General features: G+C 70.4%; 20 protein-coding genes and 1 pseudogene. 14 read left to right on the forward strand and 7 right to left on the reverse strand.

Annotation, left to right across the window (positions count from 1 at the left end; genetic code table 11):
* Positions 1-19 precede the first annotated feature (19 nt).
* Positions 20-1,639, forward strand: a complete 1,620-nt coding sequence (locus tag PHN62_RS14680) for a peptide chain release factor 3 (RefSeq protein WP_300151928.1) — start codon at positions 20-22, stop codon at positions 1,637-1,639.
* Between the two features lie 271 nt (positions 1,640-1,910).
* Here the strand turns inward: PHN62_RS14680 and PHN62_RS14685 are convergent, their stop codons facing one another.
* Both PHN62_RS14685 and PHN62_RS14690 read right to left on the reverse strand, forming a co-directional pair.
* Positions 1,911-2,759 carry a helix-hairpin-helix domain-containing protein gene (locus PHN62_RS14685; protein ID WP_300151929.1) on the reverse strand — a complete coding sequence of 283 codons (849 nt, stop codon included), beginning with the start codon at positions 2,757-2,759 and terminating at the stop codon, positions 1,911-1,913.
* Between the two features lie 243 nt (positions 2,760-3,002).
* The gene (locus PHN62_RS14690) at positions 3,003-3,842 is read right to left on the reverse strand and encodes a DUF6456 domain-containing protein (RefSeq protein ID WP_300151930.1); all 840 of its coding nucleotides are present in this window, start codon (positions 3,840-3,842) and stop codon (positions 3,003-3,005) included.
* Positions 3,843-4,208: 366 nt separating this feature from the next.
* Between PHN62_RS14690 and PHN62_RS14695 the strand changes: the two genes are divergently transcribed.
* Positions 4,209-4,799, forward strand: a complete 591-nt coding sequence (locus PHN62_RS14695; protein WP_300151931.1) for a helix-turn-helix transcriptional regulator — start codon at positions 4,209-4,211, stop codon at positions 4,797-4,799.
* Between the two features lie 691 nt (positions 4,800-5,490).
* Positions 5,491-6,405 (forward strand): hypothetical protein, encoded by a 915-nt coding sequence (locus PHN62_RS14700; RefSeq protein WP_300151932.1) that lies wholly within the window; start codon positions 5,491-5,493, stop codon positions 6,403-6,405.
* A gap of 58 nt (positions 6,406-6,463) precedes the next feature.
* On the opposite strand, the gene PHN62_RS14705 is transcribed toward PHN62_RS14700, so the two are convergent.
* Positions 6,464-7,387, reverse strand: coding sequence for an AEC family transporter (locus PHN62_RS14705; RefSeq protein WP_300151933.1), 924 nt, complete (start codon positions 7,385-7,387; stop codon positions 6,464-6,466).
* Between the two features lie 188 nt (positions 7,388-7,575).
* Here PHN62_RS14705 and PHN62_RS14710 point away from each other — a divergent pair, with 188 nt between their 5' ends.
* Both PHN62_RS14710 and xseA read left to right on the forward strand, forming a co-directional pair.
* Positions 7,576-8,130, forward strand: a complete 555-nt coding sequence (locus PHN62_RS14710) for an ActR/PrrA/RegA family redox response regulator transcription factor (RefSeq protein ID WP_300151934.1) — start codon at positions 7,576-7,578, stop codon at positions 8,128-8,130.
* Positions 8,131-8,152: 22 nt separating this feature from the next.
* A complete protein-coding gene (xseA, locus tag PHN62_RS14715; protein ID WP_300151935.1) occupies positions 8,153-9,946 on the forward strand; it encodes an exodeoxyribonuclease VII large subunit in 1,794 nt (597 codons plus the stop codon).
* Here xseA and PHN62_RS14720 read toward each other — a convergent pair.
* A complete protein-coding gene (locus PHN62_RS14720) occupies positions 9,922-10,074 on the reverse strand; it encodes a hypothetical protein (RefSeq protein ID WP_300151937.1) in 153 nt (50 codons plus the stop codon). The two genes, xseA and PHN62_RS14720, sit on opposite strands and share 25 nt — an antisense overlap.
* A 167-nt stretch (positions 10,075-10,241) precedes the next feature.
* On the opposite strand from PHN62_RS14720, the gene PHN62_RS14725 reads away from it, so the two are divergent.
* The gene (locus PHN62_RS14725) at positions 10,242-11,222 is read left to right on the forward strand and encodes a bifunctional riboflavin kinase/FAD synthetase (protein ID WP_300151939.1); all 981 of its coding nucleotides are present in this window, start codon (positions 10,242-10,244) and stop codon (positions 11,220-11,222) included.
* A gap of 82 nt (positions 11,223-11,304) precedes the next feature.
* On the opposite strand, the gene PHN62_RS14730 is transcribed toward PHN62_RS14725, so the two are convergent.
* Positions 11,305-11,484: a hypothetical protein gene (locus PHN62_RS14730; RefSeq protein WP_300151941.1), complete on the reverse strand. Its 180-nt coding sequence runs from the start codon at positions 11,482-11,484 to the stop codon at positions 11,305-11,307.
* A gap of 613 nt (positions 11,485-12,097) precedes the next feature.
* On the opposite strand from PHN62_RS14730, the gene hemW reads away from it, so the two are divergent.
* Both hemW and PHN62_RS14740 read left to right on the forward strand, forming a co-directional pair.
* The gene (gene hemW / locus PHN62_RS14735) at positions 12,098-13,294 is read left to right on the forward strand and encodes a radical SAM family heme chaperone HemW (protein ID WP_300151943.1); all 1,197 of its coding nucleotides are present in this window, start codon (positions 12,098-12,100) and stop codon (positions 13,292-13,294) included.
* A gap of 108 nt (positions 13,295-13,402) precedes the next feature.
* Entirely contained in the window at positions 13,403-14,536 is a 1,134-nt protein-coding gene (locus tag PHN62_RS14740) for a tetratricopeptide repeat protein (RefSeq protein ID WP_300151945.1), read from the forward strand.
* A 44-nt stretch (positions 14,537-14,580) separates the two neighbouring features.
* On the opposite strand, the gene PHN62_RS14745 is transcribed toward PHN62_RS14740, so the two are convergent.
* Together PHN62_RS14745 and PHN62_RS14750 are read right to left on the reverse strand one after the other, a co-directional pair.
* The gene (locus PHN62_RS14745; RefSeq protein WP_300151948.1) at positions 14,581-15,012 is read right to left on the reverse strand and encodes a DUF983 domain-containing protein; all 432 of its coding nucleotides are present in this window, start codon (positions 15,010-15,012) and stop codon (positions 14,581-14,583) included.
* Between the two features lie 74 nt (positions 15,013-15,086).
* Positions 15,087-16,427 carry a tetratricopeptide repeat protein gene (locus PHN62_RS14750; protein WP_300151950.1) on the reverse strand — a complete coding sequence of 447 codons (1,341 nt, stop codon included), beginning with the start codon at positions 16,425-16,427 and terminating at the stop codon, positions 15,087-15,089.
* A gap of 251 nt (positions 16,428-16,678) precedes the next feature.
* On the opposite strand from PHN62_RS14750, the gene ligA reads away from it, so the two are divergent.
* The 6 genes and pseudogenes from ligA to PHN62_RS14780 form a co-directional block, all read left to right on the forward strand.
* Positions 16,679-18,793, forward strand: a complete 2,115-nt coding sequence (gene ligA, locus PHN62_RS14755) for an NAD-dependent DNA ligase LigA (RefSeq protein ID WP_300151952.1) — start codon at positions 16,679-16,681, stop codon at positions 18,791-18,793.
* Positions 18,794-18,801: 8 nt separating this feature from the next.
* On the forward strand, positions 18,802-19,362 hold the full coding sequence (locus PHN62_RS14760) for a hypothetical protein (RefSeq protein ID WP_300151954.1): 561 nt from the start codon (positions 18,802-18,804) through the stop codon (positions 19,360-19,362).
* A 306-nt stretch (positions 19,363-19,668) separates the two neighbouring features.
* Positions 19,669-19,974, forward strand: a complete 306-nt coding sequence (locus PHN62_RS14765) for an ETC complex I subunit (protein ID WP_300151956.1) — start codon at positions 19,669-19,671, stop codon at positions 19,972-19,974.
* 561 nt (positions 19,975-20,535) lie between these two features.
* On the forward strand, positions 20,536-21,132 hold the full coding sequence (locus PHN62_RS14770; protein ID WP_300151958.1) for a hypothetical protein: 597 nt from the start codon (positions 20,536-20,538) through the stop codon (positions 21,130-21,132).
* Positions 21,133-21,291: 159 nt separating this feature from the next.
* Entirely contained in the window at positions 21,292-21,912 is a 621-nt protein-coding gene (locus PHN62_RS14775) for a fimbria/pilus periplasmic chaperone (RefSeq protein WP_300151960.1), read from the forward strand.
* Positions 21,913-21,915: 3 nt separating this feature from the next.
* Positions 21,916-23,006 (forward strand): annotated as a pseudogene (locus tag PHN62_RS14780) (hypothetical protein); the annotation flags it as partial.

The raw sequence follows: 23,006 nt of genomic DNA on the forward strand, positions 1-23,006 counted from the left end.
GCGCTTATAAGCCCTCGCCATGAGCAGCACCCCGAATCTCCTCGGCCATAACGCGCCGCCCCTCCCGCCCGAGATCGCGCGACGGCGGACCTTCGCCATCATCGCCCATCCGGACGCGGGAAAGACCACGCTCACGGAGAAGCTTCTCGTCTACGGCGGCGCCGTCCAGACCGCAGGCGCCGTCCGCGCCCGCGGCGAGCAGAGGCGCGCCCGCTCCGACTGGATGAAGCTCGAACAGGACCGCGGAATCTCGGTCTCGGCCTCGGCCATGACCTTCGAATGGGACGGAAAGCTCTTCAACCTGCTCGACACGCCGGGCCATGAAGACTTCTCCGAAGACACCTACCGCACCCTGACCGCCGTGGACGCCGCCGTCATGGTCATCGACGCGGCCAAGGGCGTCGAGCCGCAGACGCTCAAGCTGTTTGAAGTCTGCCGCATGCGCGACGTGCCCATCCTGACCTTCGTCAACAAGATGGACCGCGAAGCCCGGGACACCTTCGAGATCCTCGACGAGCTTCAGCAGAAGCTCGCGCTCGACACCGCGCCCGCCTCCTGGCCCATCGGCATGGGGCGCGAGTTCCTCGGCGCCTATGACCTGCTTCATGACCGGCTCGGGATCATGGATCGCGCCGACCGCCACGTGAAGGCCGAGACCGTCGAGATGAAGGGCCTCGAAGACCCCGACCTCGAAAGACACATCCCCGCCGACCGCCTCGCCGAACTGCGCGAGGGCGTCGAGATGGCCCGCGAGCTCCTGCCCGCCTTCAACGAACAGAGCTTCCTCGAAGGCCACCTGACGCCCGTGTGGTTCGGCTCGGCGATCAACAGCTTCGGCGTCGCCGATCTGCTGAAGGGCCTTTCGGAATATGCTCCGGCGCCGCGCCCTCGCCCGGCCATGACCCGCAAGGTCGAGCCGCAGGAGCCGAAGGTCTCGGGCTTCGTCTTCAAGGTCCAGGCCAACATGGACCCCAGGCACCGCGACCGCGTGGCCTTCGTGCGGCTCTGCTCGGGGCGCTTCGACCGGGGCATGAAGCTGCATCACGTGCGCAGCGGCAAGCCCATGGCGATCTCGAACCCGATGTTCTTCCTCGCCCGCGAACGCGAGGTCGTCGAGGAGGCCTGGGCGGGCGACATCATCGGCGTGCCCAACCACGGACAGCTCCGCATCGGCGATTCCCTCACCGAGGGCGAGGAGCTGCGCTTCACGGGCATCCCCGCCTTCGCGCCGGAGCTTCTCCAGAACGTCCGGGCGGGCGATCCGATGAAGGCCAAGCACCTCGACAAGGCCCTGCTGCAATTCGCCGAGGAAGGCGCGGCCAAGCTCTTCAAGCCGCTTCAGGGCGTGGGCTGGATTCTCGGCGTGGTGGGCGCGCTGCAATTCGACGTGCTCGCCAGCCGCATCGAGGCCGAATACGGCCTGCCCGTGCGCTTCGAGCCGACGCAATATCGCGAAGCCCGCTGGATCAAGGGCGCTAAGGCCGACGTCGAGGCCTTCGCGGAGGCCAATAAAAGCCAGATCGCCGAGGATCACGACGGCGATCCGGTCTTCCTGATCCGCATTCCCTGGGACGTCCAGCGCGTGGAGCGCGATTATCCGAAGATCACGCTGTCGCGGGTCAAGGAGACGGTGGGCTGAAGCTCCGGAACGACACGCCCCCGACCGCAAGGCCGGGGGTTTCTTCGGAATCTCCGGGATCCGCGCTGGCGGCCTCCACGATTCATCCCTGTTCCCTTGCGCCCGTCCCGCGCCCTAGATTCAGGGGCGAGGCTCTCCCGAGGCCTCGCCCTTCAAGCTCGCACCGCTCGGGACCGGAGCTTCGTGACGCCTCTCGCGCCCCCCGAACAGACGGACGCCCCCCTTCAGCGCGAAGGAGGGCGTCACGGAAGGCTTCGGACGTCGTCGCGGATCAGTGCGGGCGGGCCAGCGTCGCGGCCGAGGAGATGATCCCCCTGGCCTGATCCTCGGTGATGGTCAGGGTGCCCACGCGGCGGATCTCGATCAGCCGCTCGGGAGTCAGGGAGGCCAGATCGGCGAAGCGGCGGACGCCCTGCTCCTGAAGACGGCGGGCCGTGGCCGGGCCGACGCCCTCGACGAGGGTCAGATCATCCGCGCCGAGCGCCTCGGGCTGGACGACCGGCGCGGCCTCGGGCGCGGCGGGAGCGGCCGCCTCGGCCTCGACGGGAGCCGCAGGCGCCGCTTCCGGAGCGGGCGCAGGCGCGGCCTCATGTCCGGCGGAGAAGGTTTCGGTCAGCGAGGGCTCGACCTTCGGCGGAACGGGCGCAGCGGCGGGCTCGTGATCCTCGAAGAGATCCTTGGCGGCCTTGGGCGGCTCCTTCTCCACGAGCTTCTTCGGCCTGGGCTCGGCCTTGACGGGCGCGGCTTCGGCCTTGACCTCGACCGGCGCGGCCTCCGCGGGGGCGGCCTCGACCGGCGCAGCCTCGGGCGCGGCTTCGGCCTTGGGAGCCCTGGGCGCCTTCGCCCGGGGCGCCGGCCTGGCCTCTTCGGCTCTGGCGGCTTCGGGCTCCTCGACCTGGGGGGCCTTGGGGCCGCTGAAGGCCATGCCCGGCGCATAGGCGTTGCGGCTCAGCACGCCGAAGGCGCGCAGCTGCGGGCCCCAGATGTCCAGCCAGGGGGATTTCAGACCGAGAAGGGGCGCGAAGGGCGTCCAGCTCCAGAACGCGCGCAGGCTCTGCTGAGCCAGGCGCGACGGATCCGCAGAGGCGCCGCAGGCGTTGGGAGGCGTGATGGGAGGCATGGCGTCGTCTCGCTCTCTGATCAGGCGGTTCAGGCGTCGGGGAGGGCGCGGCTGTTTATGCTGCGCCGCAACATCGCTGTCATGTGGGCCCCGCAAGGCCAAAAGTCAACCGACGCGCAGTCCCGCGCGCCGCGACTCGCGCGCGCAGGCGCCGTTTCCGGAAGCCGGAGATTCCCCCGGCTCCGGAGACCCGCAGCGCCCCTTGCGCCGAGCGCCCGTCGCCGCGCCCCGATCTCCTGCCGGTCAGCTCCGCCGCGCGGCGGGCTCCTCCCCGGCGTAATGGGCGACCAGCCGCTTGAGCGCCCATTTCACCGCCAGCTTGCCCGAACGCGCGGGCATGCCCAGATCGCGCTCCATGATCTCCAGCCCCTCCAGCTGGCAGCAGACCCGGAAGGCCGCGTCCGAGAGATCCGGACCCATCGCCTTCAGCGCCGCCATCACCCGGCCGCGGGCCGCCTCGGCCGAGAGGCTCAGGCTCTCGCGCCCGCCGCCCGGGCCTGCGGAGGTTCCGGCCGTCAGGAATCCGCGCCAGTCCTGGGTCACCCGCGCGCCCATGTGGCCGCGCTCGTAATCGACGCGCAGACGCTCGGCGGCCTCGACCTCGGCCGACGTGAGGAAGGGCGCGCCGTCCGGACCCTTGCGCCGCGCCAGCCAGCCCACCGGAGATTCCCCGAGATTGACCTTCAGCTTCTCGACCTTCTCGCCCGGCCCCGCCGGAAAGAGCTTCTCGGCCTCGATGCGGCGGGCCTCGCGGAAGCTGGCTCCGGGCTCTGCGCCCCTGCGGCCCTCGGCCTTCAGCCGCGCCGCCGCCGAGGCCCCCGCCGCCGTGACGAGCCAGGCGCGGCCCTCGGCCAGCCGGAGCCCCGGCGCGATCCAGTCGCGGCGGGCCATCTCCGCGATCCCCGCCGCCGAGATCCGGACGGGCCGGAAGCCCCGACCGGAGCGCCCGCGCTCGAAGATCCCGCCGGAACCCTCTGAATTCTGGCAGATCCATGCCCCAGGACGCGCCAGAAAGGGCAAACGCCCGCGCGCTTCGGCTTCGGCGGCCCCCGAGCGCAACTTGCGCGGATCAAAACTCATCATGGAAATCTTTTCCTTCACCCGACCTGACGAAACGCCCCGCGACGCCCCGAATCCAGGCGCGAAGGGTCGTTTCAGGACCGAATCGGCGGGCCTTTTCAGAAGGATGTGATTCGCTCATCCAGGCCCGGTTCTCCGGAGGCCTGCGAATCCATGAGAAAAAACGCACATCGTATAGGTCTGTATTTCATATCAGGGAAATCCGGGAGGGGCGGACCGTCTCTCGTTGTCCACATCCGGGAAAATTCATGGAAAAATTATCGCATTGAGAAGTTCTGATAAACTTTATCGGGATTGGAGTGTTACAATTTGGATTAATCAGCCAGACTAGCTTAAAGGATAGTCGATGATTCGAGCAGGTTCGACATTATGAAAAACAGGATACGCGTTTTCAGGCAGCGCAACGGCATGACCCTGCGCGAGCTGGCCGAGGCGGTGGGCACCACGCCCCAGAGCGTCTCGCGGCTCGAGACTGGAAACATGACTCTCTCCACCGACTGGCTGGAGCGCTTCGCCACCGTCCTGAAGGTGCATCCGGTCGATCTGCTCGAAGGTCCGGGCTCGCGCCTGATCCAGATGCTGGGCGACGTGGATTCCTCCGGCGACGTGACCCTGGGCCGCGAAACCGGCCTCAGCGTGGACGTGCCCGCCGAAGATCCGGTGGCCGCCCGCATCGAGGAGGCCTACGGGCCCTACTCCGCCGGCGACATCCTCATCGGAGACCGCATGCGCGGCGACATCGCCCGCGCCTACGGCCGCGACTGCCTCGTGATGGCCGACGACGAAGCCGTGATGCTCCGCCGGGTGCTGCCGCCTCCCAAGGGCGAGGAATCCGAGGGACAGGGCCTGCGCGCCGCTCTGGCGAGCCTGCGCCCCGCCCGCGATCCGAGCCAGGCCATCGTCTACGACGCGCCCCTGCTCTGGGTGGCGCCGCTGATCATGCGGGTCACGCATCTCTGAAGACGCGCCGCCGCCGCGGCGGCTTCGCGGATCGTTTTCCGGTCCCGCGCGGATCGGAGAACGCTCCATGGCCCTCGTCGGGGCCGGGAGGCTCCGAGCCTCCGGCGGCGTCCGCGACGCCGCCTCCCGGGAGGCCGGAGGCCTTGCGCCGCCCGCTTCCTCCCCCAAGGATCCCCCCTTCCGGACTCCCGCGCAGGACCGCGCCGCCGCCTGTCGAGGGGCGGGCGGATCAGGGCGGAGGCGCCTGCGCGCCCAGGCGGAGTCCCGCCTCTCTGCGCCAGAATGGCGCCTGACATGGTGAATCCTCGCCCGCCTCCGCAGGGATGATCCGGAGATGGAATTCTCGCCCTTTAACGCTACCCGCATATCGTCTCAATACAAATCGAATTTTCATTGATGCCCGGTTTCAATGTGTTATTTTGAAACAAATCCATGGACAGGGCTTCCGCGCTTTCCAGGAGCCGCCCCGACGTCCGGACGCGCCAGGCGCGCCGGAGGCCGGAGCCTCCTTGTCCGACGGAGCCGGGCGCGCGTCTTCGGGAGGGACGCGGCGTCCGGATCGTCCTCCGCCATGGAGCGGCCGCTCCGCAGCTCGTCCTTCAGGGCCGGAGCCGGACCGCCGGAGGCCTTCCCGGCGATCAGCTTCGGGCGAGGCTTCCGCAGGCCTTGGGATTGCGAAAGGACGACGAAGATGACCTTGATTTCCGGACTCAGACGGGCGAACGGCGCCGTCAACGCGAGTCGGGGCGGCGGCGCATGGAGCGCCTCGGCCCAGAACGCCGGTCATGCGGGCCATGGCGCGCAGCAGGGCGGACAGGCGGGATGGAGCCTCGGGGGCGGCTCTCGCCCCGGCGTCAGCCTCGGCGCGCAGGGCGCGGGCGCCCAGACGGGCGCTCAGGCGGGCGGCTACCGACCCGGCGGCGCCGTCGCCTGGAGCGGCGCGCAGGGCGGCTACCGACCCGGGGCGCAGATCGGCGGTCAGGCGGGCTGGAGATCTCTGGCCGGCTACAACGGCCGCATCTCCAGCGCCGGCGACATCCCCAATCTGCCGCGCGGCTGGAGCACCTACGGATTCCAGAGCCAGGGCCAGGCCCAGCGCTCCGGCCCGCAGCCCGGCGACGAGCGCGCGGCGGGAATCGGCGGTCGAATCAGCAACCTCCTTCCGCCGGGCAGCCTGCTGGGCCGAGTCCTCGGCGTGCCGATGGGCGCCTTCTCCTATCTCGTCGGCCATGACAGCGCCTTGCGCGCCGCCCAGAACGGCGACGTCGGCGGCTGGCTGGTCAACACCCAGAGCCACGAATCCCACACCCACGCCCTCGGCGGCAACGCCGGAGGCCGTCAGGCTCCGCTCGCCTTCCTCGGCACGCTGGGTCAGGAAGCGGGCTATCTGCTGGGTCTGGACGGAGTCTTCGGCAACTCCGCCGCCTATGACCGCGTCCACGGCACGAACTACAACCACGACGCGGGCCAGCCGACCCATGTCCTGCCCATCTGGGGCCAGCGCGGCGGCCTCACCGGCAGCGGCTATACGCCCGGCACCGGCGTCCCGACCGGCCAGGCTCAGGCTCAGGCTCAGGCGGGCGGCGGGGCTCACGCCGGACATTGAGTCCGGCCTTTCTCCACAGCTTCGGGCCCTCTCCGCCGCGCGGGGAGGGTTTTCGTCTTCAGAGGCTCAGCAGCAGAAACAGCACCGGCGCCGCCAGCAGCGTCTGCGCCGAGATCAGCGAGGCCATGAGCCGCGCGTCTCCGCCCATGCGCCGCGCGAGGACGTAGCTCGCGGTGGCGGTGGGCGCCGCCGCCGTCAGGACCGCGAGCTGACGGCCCTCGGGCCCCAGCCCCAGAGCCCAGGCCGCCGCGAAGGACGCCGCAGGCCAGACCAGGAATTTCGCCAGCCCCGTCCAGAAGATCGGCGGCAGATCCCGCAGGGTCTCGGCGCCGAGCCTCACCCCCGCCCCCACCGCCAGCAGCGCCAGAGGCAGACTCGCCCCGCCGAGCGCCTCCAGAACCTTCAGGACCAGCCCCGGAGGAGCCGCTCCGGCGAGGTTCAGCGTCAGCCCCAGCGCCGAGGCCAGAACCAGAGGATTGGTCGCCAGCTCCTTCAGCGCCTTCAGCCAGGGCGAAGAGGTCGGAGTCCCCCGCCCCGCTCCGTTCAAGGCCAGAACATGGGCGCCTACGGATAGAATGTTCGCCGCGATGATCAGCGGCGCCAGAGCGGGCGTCAGCCGCTCCAGCCCCGCCGGCCCCTGAGCCGCCAGAGCCGTCGCGAAGGCGATGTAGGTGTTGTAGCGGATCGCGCCCTGAACCACGCTCGGGAGGGCGGGCCCGGAGAGCCGCCGCCTCCCGAAGCCCCAGACCAGCGCGAAGACGAAGAGCTGCCCCCCCACCAGCGCCGCCCCCAGCTTCACCGCCTCCAGCCCCGCCGGAGGCGCCTTGACCAGCGAAGCCACCAGCAGCGCCGGAAAGAGCGCCCAATAGGCCAGCTTCTCCATTTCGGTCCAGCCCGCGGCCGAAACCACGCCCAGCCGCGCCAGACCCGCCCCGACGAGCATCAGCGCGAAACTCGCCGCCAGCGCCTCGATGGCCCCCATGGGACGCCTCCCTCTCCGCAAGGCGCCCTTATAGGGCCTCCTCCGGCGAAGGTCGCCCCCTCGCGCTTGCCGATTTCGCGTGTGAAAAGGTTGTCATGTGCGTCGATAGGCGACATGATCGCGCCATCAAGGCGGTCGCCTCTCGCACAGCTCCGAACAAGGCCGCCCTCAAGGGGGAAACCGCGCCCATGTCCGAGATCGAACCGCTAGCGATAGGCCCCGACAACTCCCTGCTGATCGTCGAGGACGACGACGCCCTGCGCTCGCGGCTCGCGCGGGCGATGGAGAAGCGCGGCTTCGTCGTCGCCACGGCCGCCAGCGTCGCCGAGGGCGTCGCCGCCGCCAGAAGCCACCCGCCCGCCTACGCCGTCACGGATCTGCGGCTCGGAGACGGCAGCGGACTCGACGTGGTGACCGCCATCCGCGAGGCCCGCCCCGAATCGAGGATCATCGTGCTGACCGGATACGGCGCCATCGCCACGGCGGTGGCGGCGGTCAAGGCGGGGGCGGTGGACTATCTCTCCAAGCCCGCCGACGCCGACGACGTCTGCGCCGCGCTGCTCAGCCCCGAAGGCGAGAGGCCCCCGCCGCCCGACAATCCCATGTCCGCCGACCGCGTCCGCTGGGAGCACATCCAGCGCGTCTACGAACTCTGCGAGCGCAACGTCTCGGAGACGGCCCGGCGGCTGAACATGCACCGGCGCACGCTCCAGCGGATCCTCGCCAAGCGCAGCCCGCGCTGAGCCTCCGGACAGCCGCGCCCGCATGACCCAGGACATGGATTTCGACGGCCCGCCCTCCGGACCTCAGGCCCAGGCGGGCGGCAACGAGCCGACCTTCTCCGTCTCGGAGATCTCCGGCGCGGTGAAGAAGACGCTCGAAACGCGCTTCGGACAGGTGCGCGTGCGCGGCGAGATCTCGGGCTATCGCGGGCCGCACAGCTCGGGACACGCCTATTTCACCCTCAAGGACGAAGGCGCGCGGCTCGATTCGGTGATCTGGCGCGGCGTGCTCCAGAAGCTCCAGATCCCCCCGGAGGAAGGCATGGAGGTGATCGCCTCGGGGCGGCTCTCCAGCTATCCGGGGACTTCGAAATATCAGCTGATCATCGAGCGGATCGTCCCGGCGGGCGAAGGCGCGCTCATGGCCATGCTCCAGGCCCGCAAGCGCAAGCTCGCCGCCGAGGGGCTCTTCGATCCGGCCCGCAAGAAGCCCCTCCCCTTCCTGCCCGAGGTGGTGGGCGTGGTGGCCTCGCCGACGGGCGCCGTGATCCGCGACATCCTGCACCGCATCATGGACCGCTTCCCGCGCCGGGTGATCCTCTGGCCCGCCGCCGCCCAGGGCGAGCGCTGCGCGCAGGAGGTCTCCGCCGGAATCCGGGGCTTCAACGCCCTGCCGCCCGGAGGCCCCGTTCCGCGTCCGGACGTGCTGATCGTGGCGCGCGGCGGCGGCTCCCTCGAAGACCTCTGGGGCTACAACGAGGAGATCGTCGCCCGCGCCGCCGCCGAAAGCCGGATTCCGCTGATCTCGGCGGTGGGCCATGAAACGGACGTCACGCTCATCGACTTCGCCGCCGACCGGCGCGCCCCCACCCCCACCGCCGCCGCCGAAATGGCGGTTCCGGTGCGCTCGGGCCTGGTCGCGGGGCTGGAGGATCTGGAGTCCCGCCGCCGGAGCGCCCTGCGGCGCGGCCTCGAAGACCGCCGCGCGCAGGTCCGCAATCTCGCCCGCGCCCTGCCCCGCCCGGAGAGCCTGCTCGATTCTCCGCGCCAGAGGCTCGACGCGGCTTCGGCGGGCCTGCCGCGGGCTCTGGCGCTCTGGCGGGCGGCCCAGGAGCGGCGCTTCGCCGAGGCCTCCGGGCGCCTGGAGGCCGCGCGCGGACGGCTCAGCGAAAGACGCAGGGGCGCGGCTCAGGCTCTGGCCGTGGCGGGCGAACGCCTGGAGCAGGGCCCCCGACGGCTCATCGCGCTCAAGGCCCGGGATCTGGCGGCGCGTCCCCTGCCGCCGCCGCCGCAGATGATCGCCCGGCGCCGCGAAAGGCTGGAGGCTCTGGCGGGCGAACGCCTGGAGCAGGCGCCGCGTCGGCTGATCGCGCTCAAGCGCCGCGAATGGGCGCGCGCCCTGCCCTCGGCCTCCGGACTGGCCTCCGCCCTCGCCCGGCGCCGCGAGCGGCTGGGCATGGCCTCGGGGCGCCAGGAGGCCGCCCTCCGCGCCGCGCGCGCCGGACGGAGCGACAGATTGCGCGGACTCGGGCAATTGCTGGAGTCCTATTCCTTCAAGGGGGTTCTGGCGCGCGGCTTCGCTCTGGCGCGGGACGCGGAGGGACGCCCCATCCGCAGCGCCGCCGCCCTGACTCCCGGCGAGATCCTCACCCTGACCCTCCAGGAGGGCGAGGCGAAGACCCGCGTCCTCGGGCCGGAGGAGGAGACGCCCCCGCTCCCCGCGCCGAAGCCGCGCCGCAAGGCCGCCCCGAAGCCGGACGCCGCCAGGACGGAGCCTGCGGCGGATCTCTTCGGCTTCGCCGCGCCTGAGGCTCAGCCGCCCCTGAGGAAGAAATAGAAGGCCGCCGCCGCGACCAGCGCCACCGGAAGCAGGATCCGCACGGCCCGCTTCAGCAGGAAGAAGGCCAGCACGAAGACTCCGACGATGATCGCCAGAGAGGTCGTGTCGTAAGTCGAAGGGTCCATGACGCGGCCGCCTCCCGGGGGATCCGTTGCGAAGGGCTCAGGAAGCCGCGCCCCTCTCCGAAAGGCAAGGGTTTTCGCCGGAGCCTCCGGAGGCGGGGCGCTTGACGAGCCGGGCCGCGCGGCGCAAGTAGACGCCGGGAGACGCTCAAGGGGGAGAGCTTGCGCAAGTGAAGATCGTCACGGATTGGCGCGCCGTCGCGCCGGATCTGCGCGGCGCCGCCGTCGCCATCGGGAATTTCGACGGCCTGCATCTCGGGCATCAGGCGCTGTTGTCAGCGACGCGGCGTCAGGCGCAGGCCTTGGGCGCGCCCTTCGGCGTCGTGACCTTCGAGCCCCATCCGCGCGCCTTCTTCGCGCCCGAGGCTCCCCCCTTCCGGCTGACGCCCGCCCGGGCCAAGGCGCATATCCTGCAAGAGTCCGGCGTCGAGATCCTGCATCAGGTCGATTTCGACGCCGAACTGGCCGCCATGACGCCCGAAGCCTTCGTGGACCAGGTGCTGGTCGAGGGGCTCGGAATCTCGCATCTGGCGGCGGGGGCGGATTTCCGCTTCGGCGCGGGCCGGGCCGGAGACATGGCCTTCCTCGCGCGGGTCGGGCCCGAGCGCGGCTTCTCGGTGCAGAGCGTGGCGCTGATCGAGGGGCCGCAGGGGGTGGAGCTCTCGTCCAGCGCGGCGCGTCGGGCTCTGGCGGAGGGGCGCCCCGAGGAGGCGGCGCGGATTCTCGGGCGTCCGCATCGCATCGAGGGCGTCGTGAGCAAGGGCGACCAGCGCGGACGCACCATCGGCTTTCCCACCGCCAACCTCGGCCTCGACGGGCTTCAGCCTCTGGCCTTCGGCGTCTACGCCGTGCGGGCGCGGCTGGCCAAGGACTCCGGCGAGATCGGCGCGGGCGTCGAGGAGGATCAGGGCGGACGCGGGCCGCTCTGGAAGGGGGTGGCGAATCTCGGGCTGCGGCCCACCTTCGCCGGAGCCGCGCCGCGTCTGGAGGTCCATCTCTTCGACGTGGACGAAGACCTCTACGGCCGCACGCTGATCGTCGAGATGATCGCCTTCCTGCGCCCCGAGCGCAGATTCGACGGCCTGGAGGCGCTCAAGGCCCAGATCCGGACGGATTCCCTGGAGGCCCGCCGCCTGCTCGCCGAGGGGTGAGCCGGAAACGATGAAGCCGCCTCGGAGGGAGGCGGCTTGAAACGGCTTGCGGGAAGGATCCCGCCTCTGCGGCGGCCGAGGCTCAGCGCGCGGCGGAGAGATTGGCGATCAGGGCGATCTGCGCGCCCGGCAGCATCACCTGCCGACGGGGAGAAGCCTGCGCCTCGCGCGAGGTCCGGGACGCGAAGGGGGCGGCGCTCTGGCCGATGTCCTTGCGGGGGAGGACCCAGGCGCCCATCATGGCGGTCAGGTAGTCGTACATTGCAAAATTCCAACAGTCGGTGTGTTTTTTCTGACGCGGAATATAAGCGATTCGCCGCCTTCCAGGCGCCCCGTTCCCTGCAACCCGGCCATGCGTCCGGCGCATGGCTCGGCCGGATTCTCCTTTAAGGTTTTACGACGCCAGATCTTTCCCCCGAAAGTTGACGCAGCGCACAAGATCCGGTATCTTGCTTTTCAGGTCTTCCTGCAAGTCGATCTGTTCTGCTTGCCCGGGCGGAGGCCTTTTCAGGCCCTGGTCGCTTAGCTCTCGCCGCCCTTGTCCGAAATCCTCCAGGAAGGCCGCTTTCGCGGGGAAGGCGGCCTTTCTCCTGTCCGCAGGCCGGAGATCTCCTGCGCGGCGCCTGCTCCGGATCCGGAGAAAGGCGAGGGCCTCCGGCGCGCCGGATCGCGCCGCCGACGCCTTTCCTCCTTGCGCCGCACAACGCCCCCGAGGCTCCCGCCGCGCGAGCGCGGCCTCCGGCGCCGCGGAGCGGCGACCCTCGTCCCGCATGCGTCTCTTTCGCGCCACAAGGCCCGCGTCTTCGCCGCGCTTCGCCTCGCGGGGGATCGGCTGTATAGAGGGGCCTCCCCCGCGCGATTCCCGAGGATCCTCCATGCCCCTTCCGGACCGGGCCCCGCCCGCCCGCCCCGAGACTTCAGAAGACTGGCGCTCGGGCGGCTTCGGACTTTACGTCCACTGGCCTTTCTGCAAGGCGAAATGCCCCTATTGCGACTTCAACAGCCATGTCTCTGCCCAGGTGGACCAGAGCCGCTGGCGGCGCGCCTTCCGCCGCGCGCTGGAGGTCGAGGCGGCCGCGACGCCGGGCCGTCGGCTGGAGTCGATCTTCTTCGGCGGCGGCACGCCCTCGCTCATGGAGCCCGAGACCGTCGCGCTGGTTCTGGACTCCGCCCGCGAGCTCTGGCCCCAGGTGCCGGATCTCGAAGTCACGCTGGAGGCCAATCCCACCAGCGTCGAGTCGGGCCGTTTCCGCGCCTACGCCGAAGCGGGAGTCAACCGGCTCTCCATGGGGGTCCAGGCCCTGAACGACGCCGATCTGAAGGCTCTGGGCCGTCAGCACGACGCCGCCGAGGCTCGGGCCGCCTTCGAGGTCGCGCGCGGGATCTTTCCCCGCGTCTCCTTCGATCTGATCTACGCCCGTCAGCGCCAGAGCCTCGAGGACTGGCGCAAGGAGCTGGCGCTCGCGCTGTCGATGGCGGTGGATCATTTCTCGCTCTATCAGCTCACCATCGAGGCGGGGACGGTCTTCGGACGCCTGCACGGGCTCGGGAAGCTGAAGGGCCTGCCGGGCCCCGATCTCGGCGCCGATTTCTACGACGCCACCCAGGAGATCTGCGAAGCCGCCGGGCTCCCCGCCTACGAGATCTCCAATCACGCCCGTCCCGGCGCGGAATGCCGCCACAACCTCGTCTACTGGCGTTACGGCGATTACGTGGGGGTTGGCCCCGGCGCCCATGGCCGGATCACCCGCGACGGCCGGCGCTTCGCCGTCGAGACCCATCGGGCGCCGGAGCTCTGGCTCGCGGCCGCCGAACGCGACGGAGCCGGGCGGCTCCATGAGGAGGAGATCGCGCCCGAGGATCAGGCGACCGAGCATCTGATCATGGGCCTGCGTCTGGCCGAGGGGCTGGACATGGCGCGTCATGCGCGGCTTTCGGGGCGGGCCTTCGATCCCGGACGCGTCCTGCGCCTGGAGGAGGAGGGGTTCCTCCGCCGCGAGGGCGGACGCCTGATCGCCACGGCGGCGGGCCGCCGGACGCTCGACGCCGTCATCCTGGAGCTCGCCCGCTGAACGCGAGCCCTCCGCCTTGATTGCGCCCAGATGGTGAACCGGACGTTAACGGTTCCTTGACCGTAACGACGTAGACTGTAAAAAGCACTGAATGGAGGCTCCCCCGCCATGCTCCGCTTCAAGGCCGCCCGCCTCGCCGTCTTCGTCTGCGCCTTGAGCGCCCCGGGATTCGGCTTCGCGCAAGGCGCGGGATCCGCGCCGGGTCCCGCCGAGGAATTCGCCGAAATGGGCCGCGCGGCCTATCTGACGGGGGATCTCTCCGGGGCGGAGGCCTATCTCCTCGCCGCCCGGGCGGCGGAGCCCGATGCGGGCTCGCCGCGCATGAGCCGCATCCTCAACGACCTGGGCGTGACGCTCAAGAGCCAGGGGCGCTATCGCGAGGCCGCCCGCGCGCTGGAGGAGGCTCTGGCGCTCGTCGAGGCCAGGGGCGAGGCTCCGCCCGACGCCCTCGCCGCGCGGTTGGTCAACCTCGCCGAGATCAAGGCCGCCGCCGGACGCGAAACCGAAGTCACGCCGCTTTACGGGCGGGCGCTCCGGGTTCTGGAGGAGGCCGGAGGCGAAGGCGGCGAGCTCTACGCCGGGACTCTCAACAATCTGGCGGCCTTCCACATGGACCAGGGCCGCCCCGCCGCCGCCGAGCCCCTCTTCCGCGAGGCTCTGGCCCTGCGCCGGGGGCTCTTCGGGGAGACCTCGCGGGAATACGCCGACACTCTGGTGAACCTCGCCGAGCTGGAGCGTCAGACCCAGCGTCCGCAGGAGGCCGCCGAACACGCCGAAGCCGCCCTGCGCGTCTACCGGAGCCTCGGTCTGGAGGAGCGTCCCACCGCCGCTTCGGCCATGAACACGCTGGCGCATCTGCGTCTGGCGGCGGGCGAACCCCAGCAGGCGGAGGTCCTCTTCCGCAAGGCGCTCCAGACCAGCGAGGCGGCGCTCGGGCCCTATCATCCGCAGACCGGCTACGCGCAATTGAATCTGGCGGCGCTCTACGAATCGCGGCGCCAGTACGCCGCCGCCCAGCCCCATTACGAACTCGCTCTGGAGACCCTGCGCGCCAGCCTCGGCGACGGCCATCCCCAGACGCGCCGCCTCGCCTGGAGCTACGGCGGCTTCGTCTCCCGCTACGCCCGCTTCATGCCGAACGCCGTGCGGGAGAAGGCCGCCCTCATCGCCGAAACCTTCGGCCCGCCCCAGGCGGAGCGCATCCTGCCCGCCAGCGAGCGCCGGATCGAATTCGCGCCCTGAACCGGATTCCGGCGCGGGAGGGGAACGCCCCCTCCCCGAGGCCCTCAGGCCTTCTGGAAGCCGTGCATGCGCAGAGCCCACTGCATGCCGACCACCGCGCCCTTCATGCGCGGCAGCAGCGCCAGCGAGATGATCACCGCCACCGCCGGCCAGACGGTGAAATGCACCCAGGAGGGCGTCTCCCAGGTCTGCTCCGTGGAGAGGATCAGCACGCCGAGGATGTGGCAGACCACCACCAGCGTCAGCCAGGGCGGCATGTCGTCGGCGCGATGGTGATGCAGCTCCTCTCCGCAGGCCGCGCAGTGATCCGCGACCTTCAGATATTTCGTGAAGAGCGTCGCCTCGCCGCAATTGGGGCAGCGGCAGCGCAGCCCACGGCGCACCGCCAGCCAGACGTCCCGCTTGGGCGTCTCCTGACCGGCTCCGCCCTTTTCGGCGCGCGTCGCTCCGAACTCGATTCCCTGTCCGGCGTCCATGACTGTTCTCCCGATCTTCTCTTTGGCCGCGCGCCCGGGCTTCGCCTCCGGCTCCGCGCCCGACGGGTCAGAGATTAGGCGATTTCTCCCCGGGGAACAGATGACCTTCCGCCATGCGGCGCCGTGTCGCTTGAACGGGCTGGAGAAATCCCTTCGAGCGCCAGACGCCGCGCCGCCCGCAGCCGCCCTTCGGCCGCGAGCCGCGTCAGGCCGTGGGCCGGCCCGTGGACTTCGCGGAACACGGCCTCGGCGGCGGAGAAGAGGTCCTCGGCCTCCATGTCCACGCCCATCTCCTCATAGAGCCCCGCCAGATTGGCCATGTCGATGGCCGTTCCCGGATGATGCGGCCCGAGGGCGTCGAGGTCGATCTTCACCGCCTCCTTGTAGAGGGTTTCGGCCTCGGCGAAGAAGCCCTGGGCCCGGCGCAGCCCCGCCAGATTGTTGAGCCGCAGGGCGAGGGTCGGATGCCGCCCCCCCACCGAGGCGCGCGCCACGCGGATGGCTTCGGCCAGCAGCTCGGCGGCCTCGTCGAGCCGCCCCTGGGCCCGCCGCAGCCCCCCGAGCGCCCCGAGCAGCGCGCCGAACTCCGGATGCTCCTCGCCGAGCGCCCCCCGCCCGATCTGGAGCGCCCGCGTCAGGGCGGCCTCCGCCTCGGCGATGCGGCCCTGATCGCGCAGCAGCCCCGCCAGAGCCGCCAGACGCGCCGCCACGTCCGGAGCTTCGGGGCCGAGCAGCTCCTCGTCCAGAGCGAGGGCGCGGCGATAGTTGCGTTCGGCCTCGGCCCAGTCGCCGCGGGCGTGCTCGCTGGCCGCCAGACGCCCCGCCGCTTCGGCGGCTTCGGCGGAATCGCGGCCGAATCCGGCTTCGGCGGCCTTGAGCGCCCTGGCCCTCATGCGGCGCGCTCCGGCCTCGTCGCCGCAGGCCGCGAGGATCTCGGCGCCGTCGCGCAGGAGGCTCCAGTTGTCGGGCTCCAGCCTCAGGGCGCGGTCCATGTGCGCGCGGGCGTCGGCGAGGCGCAGCGACTCCCAGGCGAGCAGACCCTGCTGATGCGCCGCCCAGGCCGCCCGCGAGATCGCGGGAAGCTGGCGCTCCTCCAGTTCGGCGAAGAGCACTTCGGCGGCGTCGCCCTCGCCCTGCTCCAGACCTTCGCGGGCGACCTTCAGATCCTCGACGTCGAACTGGTTGTGCAGGCGCTCCAGCATGCGCAGGCTGGAATCGCGGGCGCGCCGGGCCTCGAGGAAGCTTTCCTCGCCCAGCGCCAGACGCTCGCGCGCCAGAGTCGCGGCGCGCCGGGCGAGCAGGCTTTCCTTGCGTCCGCCCTTCTCGGCCTCGGCCGCCATGAGCCGCTCCGCCTCGCGCAGACGGCGCTGATGGCCCGCGAGGGTGAAGCCCGAAAGATCGCTCGTCTGCGTCATGCGCGTCGGTCCCCTGGTCTCAGGGCGCAGAAAGCCACGCCGCCCCTCTTTCAGGGCCCGCGGCGCTCGCCTCGCCTTTAGGATAGGATAATGAAATCCTCATGTTTTCGCCAGTCGTTTCCTCCGGAGGGCCGGGGCGGGGTCCTCCGGAGGGCGGAGGCGGAGCTTCCGGACGGGCTCCCGAGGGGGGCCTTGACGCGCCGCCGCCCAGGCCTCAGCTAGAGCGCCTCTCAGATTGGAAAGGCGCCCCCATGCCCGGACAGGATCAGGACATCCCGGTCGAGAAGCTGACCCCGCTCGAAGCCGCCGCCGAACTGGCGGGACTGGCCGGACGCCTCCTCGCCGCCGACAAGGCCTATCACGAGGAGGACGCGCCCATCCTCACGGACGCCGCCTATGACGCGCTCCGGCGGCGCAACGAAGCGATCGAGGCCGCCTTCCCCGAACTGGTCCGCGCGGACAGCCCCTCGAAGCGGGTGGGCGGGGCTCCGGCGGAGAAATTCGGCAAGATCGCCCATCGCGTTCCGATGCTCTCGCTGAACAACGGCTTCGCCGCGGAGGACGCCGCCGAATTCCTCGACCGGATGAAGCGCTTCCTCGGCATGAAGCCCGAAGAGGTCCTGGCCGTCACGGCCGAGCCCAAGATCGACGGGCTGTCGATCTCGCTGCGCTACGAGGGCGGCAGGCTCGTCGAGGCCGCCACCCGCGGCGACGGCGCCACGGGCGAGAACGTCACGGCCAACGTGCGCACCCTCCGCGAGATCCCCGCCCGGCTGAAGGGCGAGTCCCCGGAGGTCTTCGAGATCCGCGGCGAGATCTACATGAGCCACGCCGATTTCGCCGCGCTCAACGCCCGGCAGGCGGCGGAGGAGGAGAAGCTCTTCGCCAATCCGCGCAACGCCGCCGCGGGCTCTCTGCGGCAGCTGGACCCGAAGATCACCGCCGGACGCCCCTTGCGCTTCTTCGCCTATGGCTGGGGCGAGGCCAGCGCCCTTCCCGGCGCGACGCAGATGGAGATTCTGGCGGCCTTCGCGGCCTGGGGCCTGCCGGTCAATCCGCGCACGAAGCTCTGCCGCTCGCTGGAGGAGATGCTCGCCCATCACCAGAGCGTCGGCGCCGAACGGGCGAGCCTCGGCTACGACATCGACGGAGTGGTCTACAAGGTCGATGATCTCGCCCTGAGGGGGCGTCTGGGCTTCGTCTCGCGGGCGCCGCGCTGGGCTCTGGCGCATAAATTCTCCGCCGAGCGCGCCGAGACCGTGGTTCAGGCCATCGAGATCCAGGTCGGCCGCACCGGAACCCTGACCCCCGTGGCGCGCCTGACCCCGGTGACGGTCGGCGGGGTGGTGGTCTCCAACGCCACCCTCCATAACGAGGACGAGATCCGCCGCAAGGACGTCCGCATCGGCGACCGGGTGCGCATCCAGCGCGCGGGCGACGTCATCCCGCAGATCGTCGAGGTGGTCCTCGACGGCCGCCCCCCCGACTCGACGCCCTACGTCTTTCCCGAAACCTGCCCCGAATGCGGCTCTCCGGCGATCCGCCCCGAAGGCGAGGCCGCAAGGCGCTGCACGGGCGGCCTGACCTGCCCGGCCCAGGCCGTGGAGGGGCTGAAGCATTTCGTCTCGCGCAACGCCTTCGACATCGAGGGTCTGGGCGCCAAGCAGGTCGAGGCCTTCCACGCCGAGGGCTGGGTCAGGGAGCCGGCGGACATCTTCACCCTGCGGGCGCGCTACGGCGATCCGGCGGGGCTCCAGCAGCTGAAGAACCGCGAGGGCTGGGGCGAGAAATCCGCCGAGAACCTCTTCAAGGCCATCGAGGAGCGCCGAGACATCGCGCTCGAACGCCTGATCTTCGGGCTGGGGATGCGCCATGCGGGATCGAGCACGGCGCGTCTTCTGGCCTCGCGCTACGTCTCCTGGGCGGCCTTCTCCGCCGCCATGGAGGCCGCCGCCGACCCCGAATCCGAAGCCCGCCGCGAGCTGGAGGCCATCGACGGCGTGGGCCCGGCTCTGGCGGAATCGGCGGTCGCCTTCTTCGCGGCCCCGGCCAACCGCGCGAGCCTCGCGCGGCTGCTCGCGGAGATTCGCCCACGGGATACGGAGAAAATTAATCGCGACGGGATATTGAATGGCAAGACCGTGGTCTTCACCGGAACGCTCGAACGCCAGACCCGCGCCGAAGCCAAGACTCGCGCGGAAGCTCTCGGCGCGAAGGTCTCCGGCTCGCTGTCGCGCGCGACGGACCTGCTCGTGGCGGGGCCGGGCGCCGGCTCGAAGCTCAAGGCCGCCCAGGACCTGGGCGTGAAGGTCGTCGACGAAGAAGCCTGGCTCGATCTCGTGGAGGGCCGCGCGACGCTGGAGTGAGGGACGGAATGGCGGAGGAAGCGCGGCGGCGGAGCGGCAGGAAACGCAAGCCTCAGGGCTTCGGCGCAGGCGTGCTTGCGGCGGCGGCTCTGGGGGCTCTGGCTCTGGGCGCAGGCGGCATGTGGCTGATCGCGGGCGGCGGCGCGAAGAGCGCCTCGGCCGCGCGCGGCGACGCCGCAGGCGTGTTTTCGGCTTCGGCGGTGCGCCATTTCCCCGAAGCCTACGCCGAATTCTCCCGGATCTCCTTCGAGCGCCAGGCCTCGGGCGAGCTCTGGCCGGTGGAGGCGCGCTTCTTCGTGCCCGCCGCGCGCTTCGCCGCGGACCTCGCCGATTCCGCCCTGAGCGGCGCCGCCGACATCCGCAGTCTGGAAAGCACCTTCGCCACGGCGCCGCCGCTCGGCGCGCAGGAGATGCGCCGCCGTCTGGAGGCTCTGGCGGGCGAGTTCTCCGGCCCCGACCGCCCCCGCTGCCAGGACTACACCATCGGCCGCGAGCGCAACCTCCCCTGGCCGAACTGGCCCGATCCGCGGGTGCGCGAGCTGGTGGTGGAGTTCAACACCGCCTGCTGAGGCTCCGCCTGCGCCCCGTTCGGCGGAGATCCTCCGCGCACGGGATGCGCACGGTTTCGTGACGCTCCGCGCGATTGCGGCGGCGCGGCCCGCGCCTATATCGCCCCTTGCAAGGTCCGGATCCTGTCTCCGGAGCGCCCCACCCCCTCGCTCCCTCGGTCTCCGGGGCGGGATCCGGACTTGCGCGCGGCGAGGCTTCAGGCGATAAGCTCGCCTCAGGCGCGCCGCGCGGCGCTTGCGGCGGAGAACCTCCGCAAGAGGCCCGTCCGGCGCCGGATCCATCTCTTGGCGCCAGCAGGTTCGACCATGTTCGCACGCATCTATCAGCCGGCCAGAAACGCCATGCAGTCGGGCTACGGCAAGACGCATCTCTGGATTCTGGAGTTCGCCCCGCAGGAGAAGCGCCGCATCGATCCGCTCATGGGCTGGACGGGCTCGGGCGAGACCGCCGCGCAGATCCGCCTCAACTTCGAGACCCGCGAGGAAGCCGAGGCCTACGCCCGCGAACAGGGCTGGCCCTATGTGCTGACCGAGCCCAATCCGCGCAAGCATCGTCCGCGGGCCTACGGCGACAACTTCGCCACCCGCCGCCGCGCGCCCTGGACCCACTGATCCGCCTTCCGCCTCCGGCCTGAAGCTCTCCGCCCCGGCGCGACGCCCGGGGCCTGCGCTCCGTCCGCCCGATGATTCCGGGACGGGGCGCGTTTCGTCGTCTCCGCATTCCACGACGGACCGAAGCCTCCCGGGGAGATCCTCCGGGAGGCGCGGCGCATGGGACCGATGCATGAGGTCGGGGCCGGATTCCGCCCTGGCCCGCAGATCCGGCGGCCCTCGCGCCCGCAACCTCCAGAACCCTCCCGGATGCAGGGGCGGCCTCGGGTCGAGGCCCGCGTCCGGCGTCCAGACGTATACGTCGTATTGCGAATCGTCAGCGCGCATTGCTCCTCAAATGCGAAGTCGACGCGGGATTCCACCAACTCCAGGAGAAGCCGCCGAATCGCCGGACGAAAGATAACTTCCAGACGCCTCGCCCATCCAAATGCGTTCACCCAAGGTCAATGCTTATTTTTGGTTGATATTCATTAAAAAACTGCTAACTTTCCTCTGCGCGCCTCCAGTCGGAACGCATTCGCATCCCTTCGCATCCTTGAAGCTCCTGAAGGATCATTCATCATGAAGAAGTTTCTCTTCGCCGCCTCCGTCGCGGCCCTGGCCTCCCCGGCCTTCGCCGACACGCTCGACGTCACGGTCACGGGCACCGTGCCGGTCTATTGCGGCCTGAACTTCAGCTACGTCGTGGGCGCCGCCTCCACCACCGACGCCGTCCACTTCGACTTCGCCGACGTCAAGACCTCGGCGACCACCAACCAGAACACCTACATCCAGGCCAAGCAGGCGGGCGGCGGCAGCTCCTTCCGCCCGATCGTGGCCTATTGCAACGCCGTGGGCGGCGTCGACTTCGCCTGGACGGTCAACCCGCTCGTCCATGAGGATGGCGTCATCACCAATCCGGCCGACGTGATCGACTACAAGGTCGACGGCTCCTTCCACAGCCCCTACGGCGCCGTGCCCAACCGGATCAACACCGGCTTCACCGCCGGCGCGCAGCTGACGGGCGCCAACACGGAGGCCTTCGCCTCCGCCGGTCCCTTCGTCGCGACGGGCGGCATCGTCTTCCGCGCCAAGGGCGTCCAGAACGACGACGGCACCTACGCCAAGCATGCGGGCCTTTACGAGGGCTCCTTCGCGCTGACGCTCACCGCGAACTGATCCGCGTGACGATCCTGCGGCGGCCCGGAAGGGCCGTCGCTCCTCTCCAGAGCGGCGTGAGGTCGGATGATGGGCAAGACGTTGCGCGCGGTCATGGGAGCCGCGCTTTTATTCTGGGGGGCCCCGCTCCCTGCGGCCGAAGCCTTCGAGGTTTCGCCCATGTCGCATCATCTGGATCTTTCCAGCGGCGCGGCCGGACGCGTGACGCTCCGCAATCCGCGCGTCGAGCCCCTGCCCATCGAAGTCCGGGCGGTGCGTCGCAGCATCTCCGAAGACGGGACCAGCAGCTTCACGCCCGCCGACGCGGATTTCCTGATCTTTCCGCCTCAGGCCCTCGTGCCCGCCGGAGGCGCCCAGGCCTTCCAGTTCCAGTACGTCGGCCCGACCGCCCTCGACCGCACCGCCGCCTATGTGCTCTATCTGAGCGAAGTGCCCGTCTCGCAAGCTGGCGGGATCACCGTCCAGATCATCTTCGAACTGGGAGTCGCGGTCTATCTCCACCCGCAGGGCGCCCGCGCCGACCTGCGTCTGGAGGGCGTGCGGCCGCTGGCGGACGGCAGCGCCGAAGTCATGGTGCGCAACCATGGCGGACGACTCGTCGTGCTGGGCCCCCAGGGCCTCAACGAGGTGGCCGGAGCCGCCGGAGGCCTCTCCGCCTATGGCGCCGCCGCGACGCGCAATTTCGGAAGCCCGATCATCCCCGCCTATTCCCTGCGCCGCTTCCTCATCAATCGGCCCGTCCAGCCCGGCGAATCCGCGCCGCTCGAGGAGGGATTGTGAGTCATGGCCAGACGTGTTCTGTTCTGCGCTTGTCTGGCCGCCGTCTCCGCTCCTCCCGTCCTCGCCCAGATCCCCGGCACGCCGCCGCAGCGGTCGGGCGACGCCGCCCCACAGAGAAGAACTTTTCAGCAACCTCAGGCGCGGCAGATCGAGCTGCCCCTGCCCGTCCTGTTGTGGAGCCAGCCGGTCGGCAATGCGCCCGCGCGCCTTCTCGGCGAGACGCTGCAGGGCGTGGACGCCTCCCGTCTCGCGGATGCGCTGCAGGACGCGCTCAAGGAAGAGACGACCAGCCGCCTGCGGAGCCTGGGCCGGGATTACGTCTCCCCCGAAACCCTCGCCTCGACGGGCGTGCGGGTCGTCTATGACCCTCAGGCCCTGGCGCTCGTGCTGGAGGTGGAGACCTCGGCCTTCAAGGATCTCGACGTCTTCCTGTCCCAGACCAGAGACACCGGACATTACGAGGTTCTGGAGCCCGCGCGCTTCGCCGCGGGCGTGGACGGCAGCTTCCTGCTCACGCAGCAGCTCACCGGGGGAGGAGGCGCCGACGCGCAGATCTATCTGGACGGCTTCGCCAATTTCGGCGGCGTCGACGGAGTCTATGCGGATTTCAGAGGCTGGGCGAACCTGACTCCCGACAACGACGAGGAAGCCCTCAACCGCGAGCAGTTCACCCTGTTCAAGGACGACCGGACCCGCGCGATCCGCTATTCGGCCGTGGACGTGCGTCCGCAGGCGCTGCCCCTGATGGATGCGCCGAATCTGCTGGGCGTCGGCCTGGAGCGCCGCTACGGCGACATCCGTCCGGATCAGATCATCCGTTCGCTCGGTCAGCGCTCCATCACGCTGGAGCGCCCCGCCACCATCGAGATCGAGGTGAACGGCGCGCTGATCCGCCGCTTCCAGGCGAACGCCGGGCGGGTCAACATCAACGACATCCCCTTCGTGGAGCTCGGCAACGATGTGCGGATCTACATCGAGGACGAACTGGGGCGACGCGAAATCGACTCCTTCTCCTTTTCGGCCCAGGAAAGCCTGCTCGCGCCGGGAGTGTCGGAATTCGGGCTGGCGGGCGGCGCGCTCCAGAAAAGCTTCGC

It is taken from the genome of Neomegalonema sp., from assembly GCF_028688855.1.
Lineage (GTDB): Bacteria > Pseudomonadota > Alphaproteobacteria > Rhodobacterales > Rhodobacteraceae > Neomegalonema.

Bases quoted from the DNA above. Each gene is read 5' to 3' on its own strand.
- PHN62_RS14680 (WP_300151928.1), top strand. From the start codon at position 20: ATGAGCAGCACCCCGAATCTCCTCGGCCATAACGCGCCGCCCCTCCCG.
- PHN62_RS14685 (WP_300151929.1), bottom strand. From the start codon at position 2,759: ATGCCTCCCATCACGCCTCCCAACGCCTGCGGCGCCTCTGCGGATCCG.
- PHN62_RS14690 (WP_300151930.1), bottom strand. From the start codon at position 3,842: ATGATGAGTTTTGATCCGCGCAAGTTGCGCTCGGGGGCCGCCGAAGCC.
- PHN62_RS14695 (WP_300151931.1), top strand. From the start codon at position 4,209: ATGAAAAACAGGATACGCGTTTTCAGGCAGCGCAACGGCATGACCCTG.
- PHN62_RS14700 (WP_300151932.1), top strand. From the start codon at position 5,491: ATGACCTTGATTTCCGGACTCAGACGGGCGAACGGCGCCGTCAACGCG.
- PHN62_RS14705 (WP_300151933.1), bottom strand. From the start codon at position 7,387: ATGGGGGCCATCGAGGCGCTGGCGGCGAGTTTCGCGCTGATGCTCGTC.
- PHN62_RS14710 (WP_300151934.1), top strand. From the start codon at position 7,576: ATGTCCGAGATCGAACCGCTAGCGATAGGCCCCGACAACTCCCTGCTG.
- xseA (WP_300151935.1), top strand. From the start codon at position 8,153: ATGACCCAGGACATGGATTTCGACGGCCCGCCCTCCGGACCTCAGGCC.
- PHN62_RS14720 (WP_300151937.1), bottom strand. From the start codon at position 10,074: ATGGACCCTTCGACTTACGACACGACCTCTCTGGCGATCATCGTCGGA.
- PHN62_RS14730 (WP_300151941.1), bottom strand. From the start codon at position 11,484: ATGTACGACTACCTGACCGCCATGATGGGCGCCTGGGTCCTCCCCCGC.
- hemW (WP_300151943.1), top strand. From the start codon at position 12,098: ATGCCCCTTCCGGACCGGGCCCCGCCCGCCCGCCCCGAGACTTCAGAA.
- PHN62_RS14740 (WP_300151945.1), top strand. From the start codon at position 13,403: ATGCTCCGCTTCAAGGCCGCCCGCCTCGCCGTCTTCGTCTGCGCCTTG.
- PHN62_RS14745 (WP_300151948.1), bottom strand. From the start codon at position 15,012: ATGGACGCCGGACAGGGAATCGAGTTCGGAGCGACGCGCGCCGAAAAG.
- PHN62_RS14750 (WP_300151950.1), bottom strand. From the start codon at position 16,427: ATGACGCAGACGAGCGATCTTTCGGGCTTCACCCTCGCGGGCCATCAG.
- ligA (WP_300151952.1), top strand. From the start codon at position 16,679: ATGCCCGGACAGGATCAGGACATCCCGGTCGAGAAGCTGACCCCGCTC.
- PHN62_RS14760 (WP_300151954.1), top strand. From the start codon at position 18,802: ATGGCGGAGGAAGCGCGGCGGCGGAGCGGCAGGAAACGCAAGCCTCAG.
- PHN62_RS14765 (WP_300151956.1), top strand. From the start codon at position 19,669: ATGTTCGCACGCATCTATCAGCCGGCCAGAAACGCCATGCAGTCGGGC.
- PHN62_RS14770 (WP_300151958.1), top strand. From the start codon at position 20,536: ATGAAGAAGTTTCTCTTCGCCGCCTCCGTCGCGGCCCTGGCCTCCCCG.
- PHN62_RS14775 (WP_300151960.1), top strand. From the start codon at position 21,292: ATGTCGCATCATCTGGATCTTTCCAGCGGCGCGGCCGGACGCGTGACG.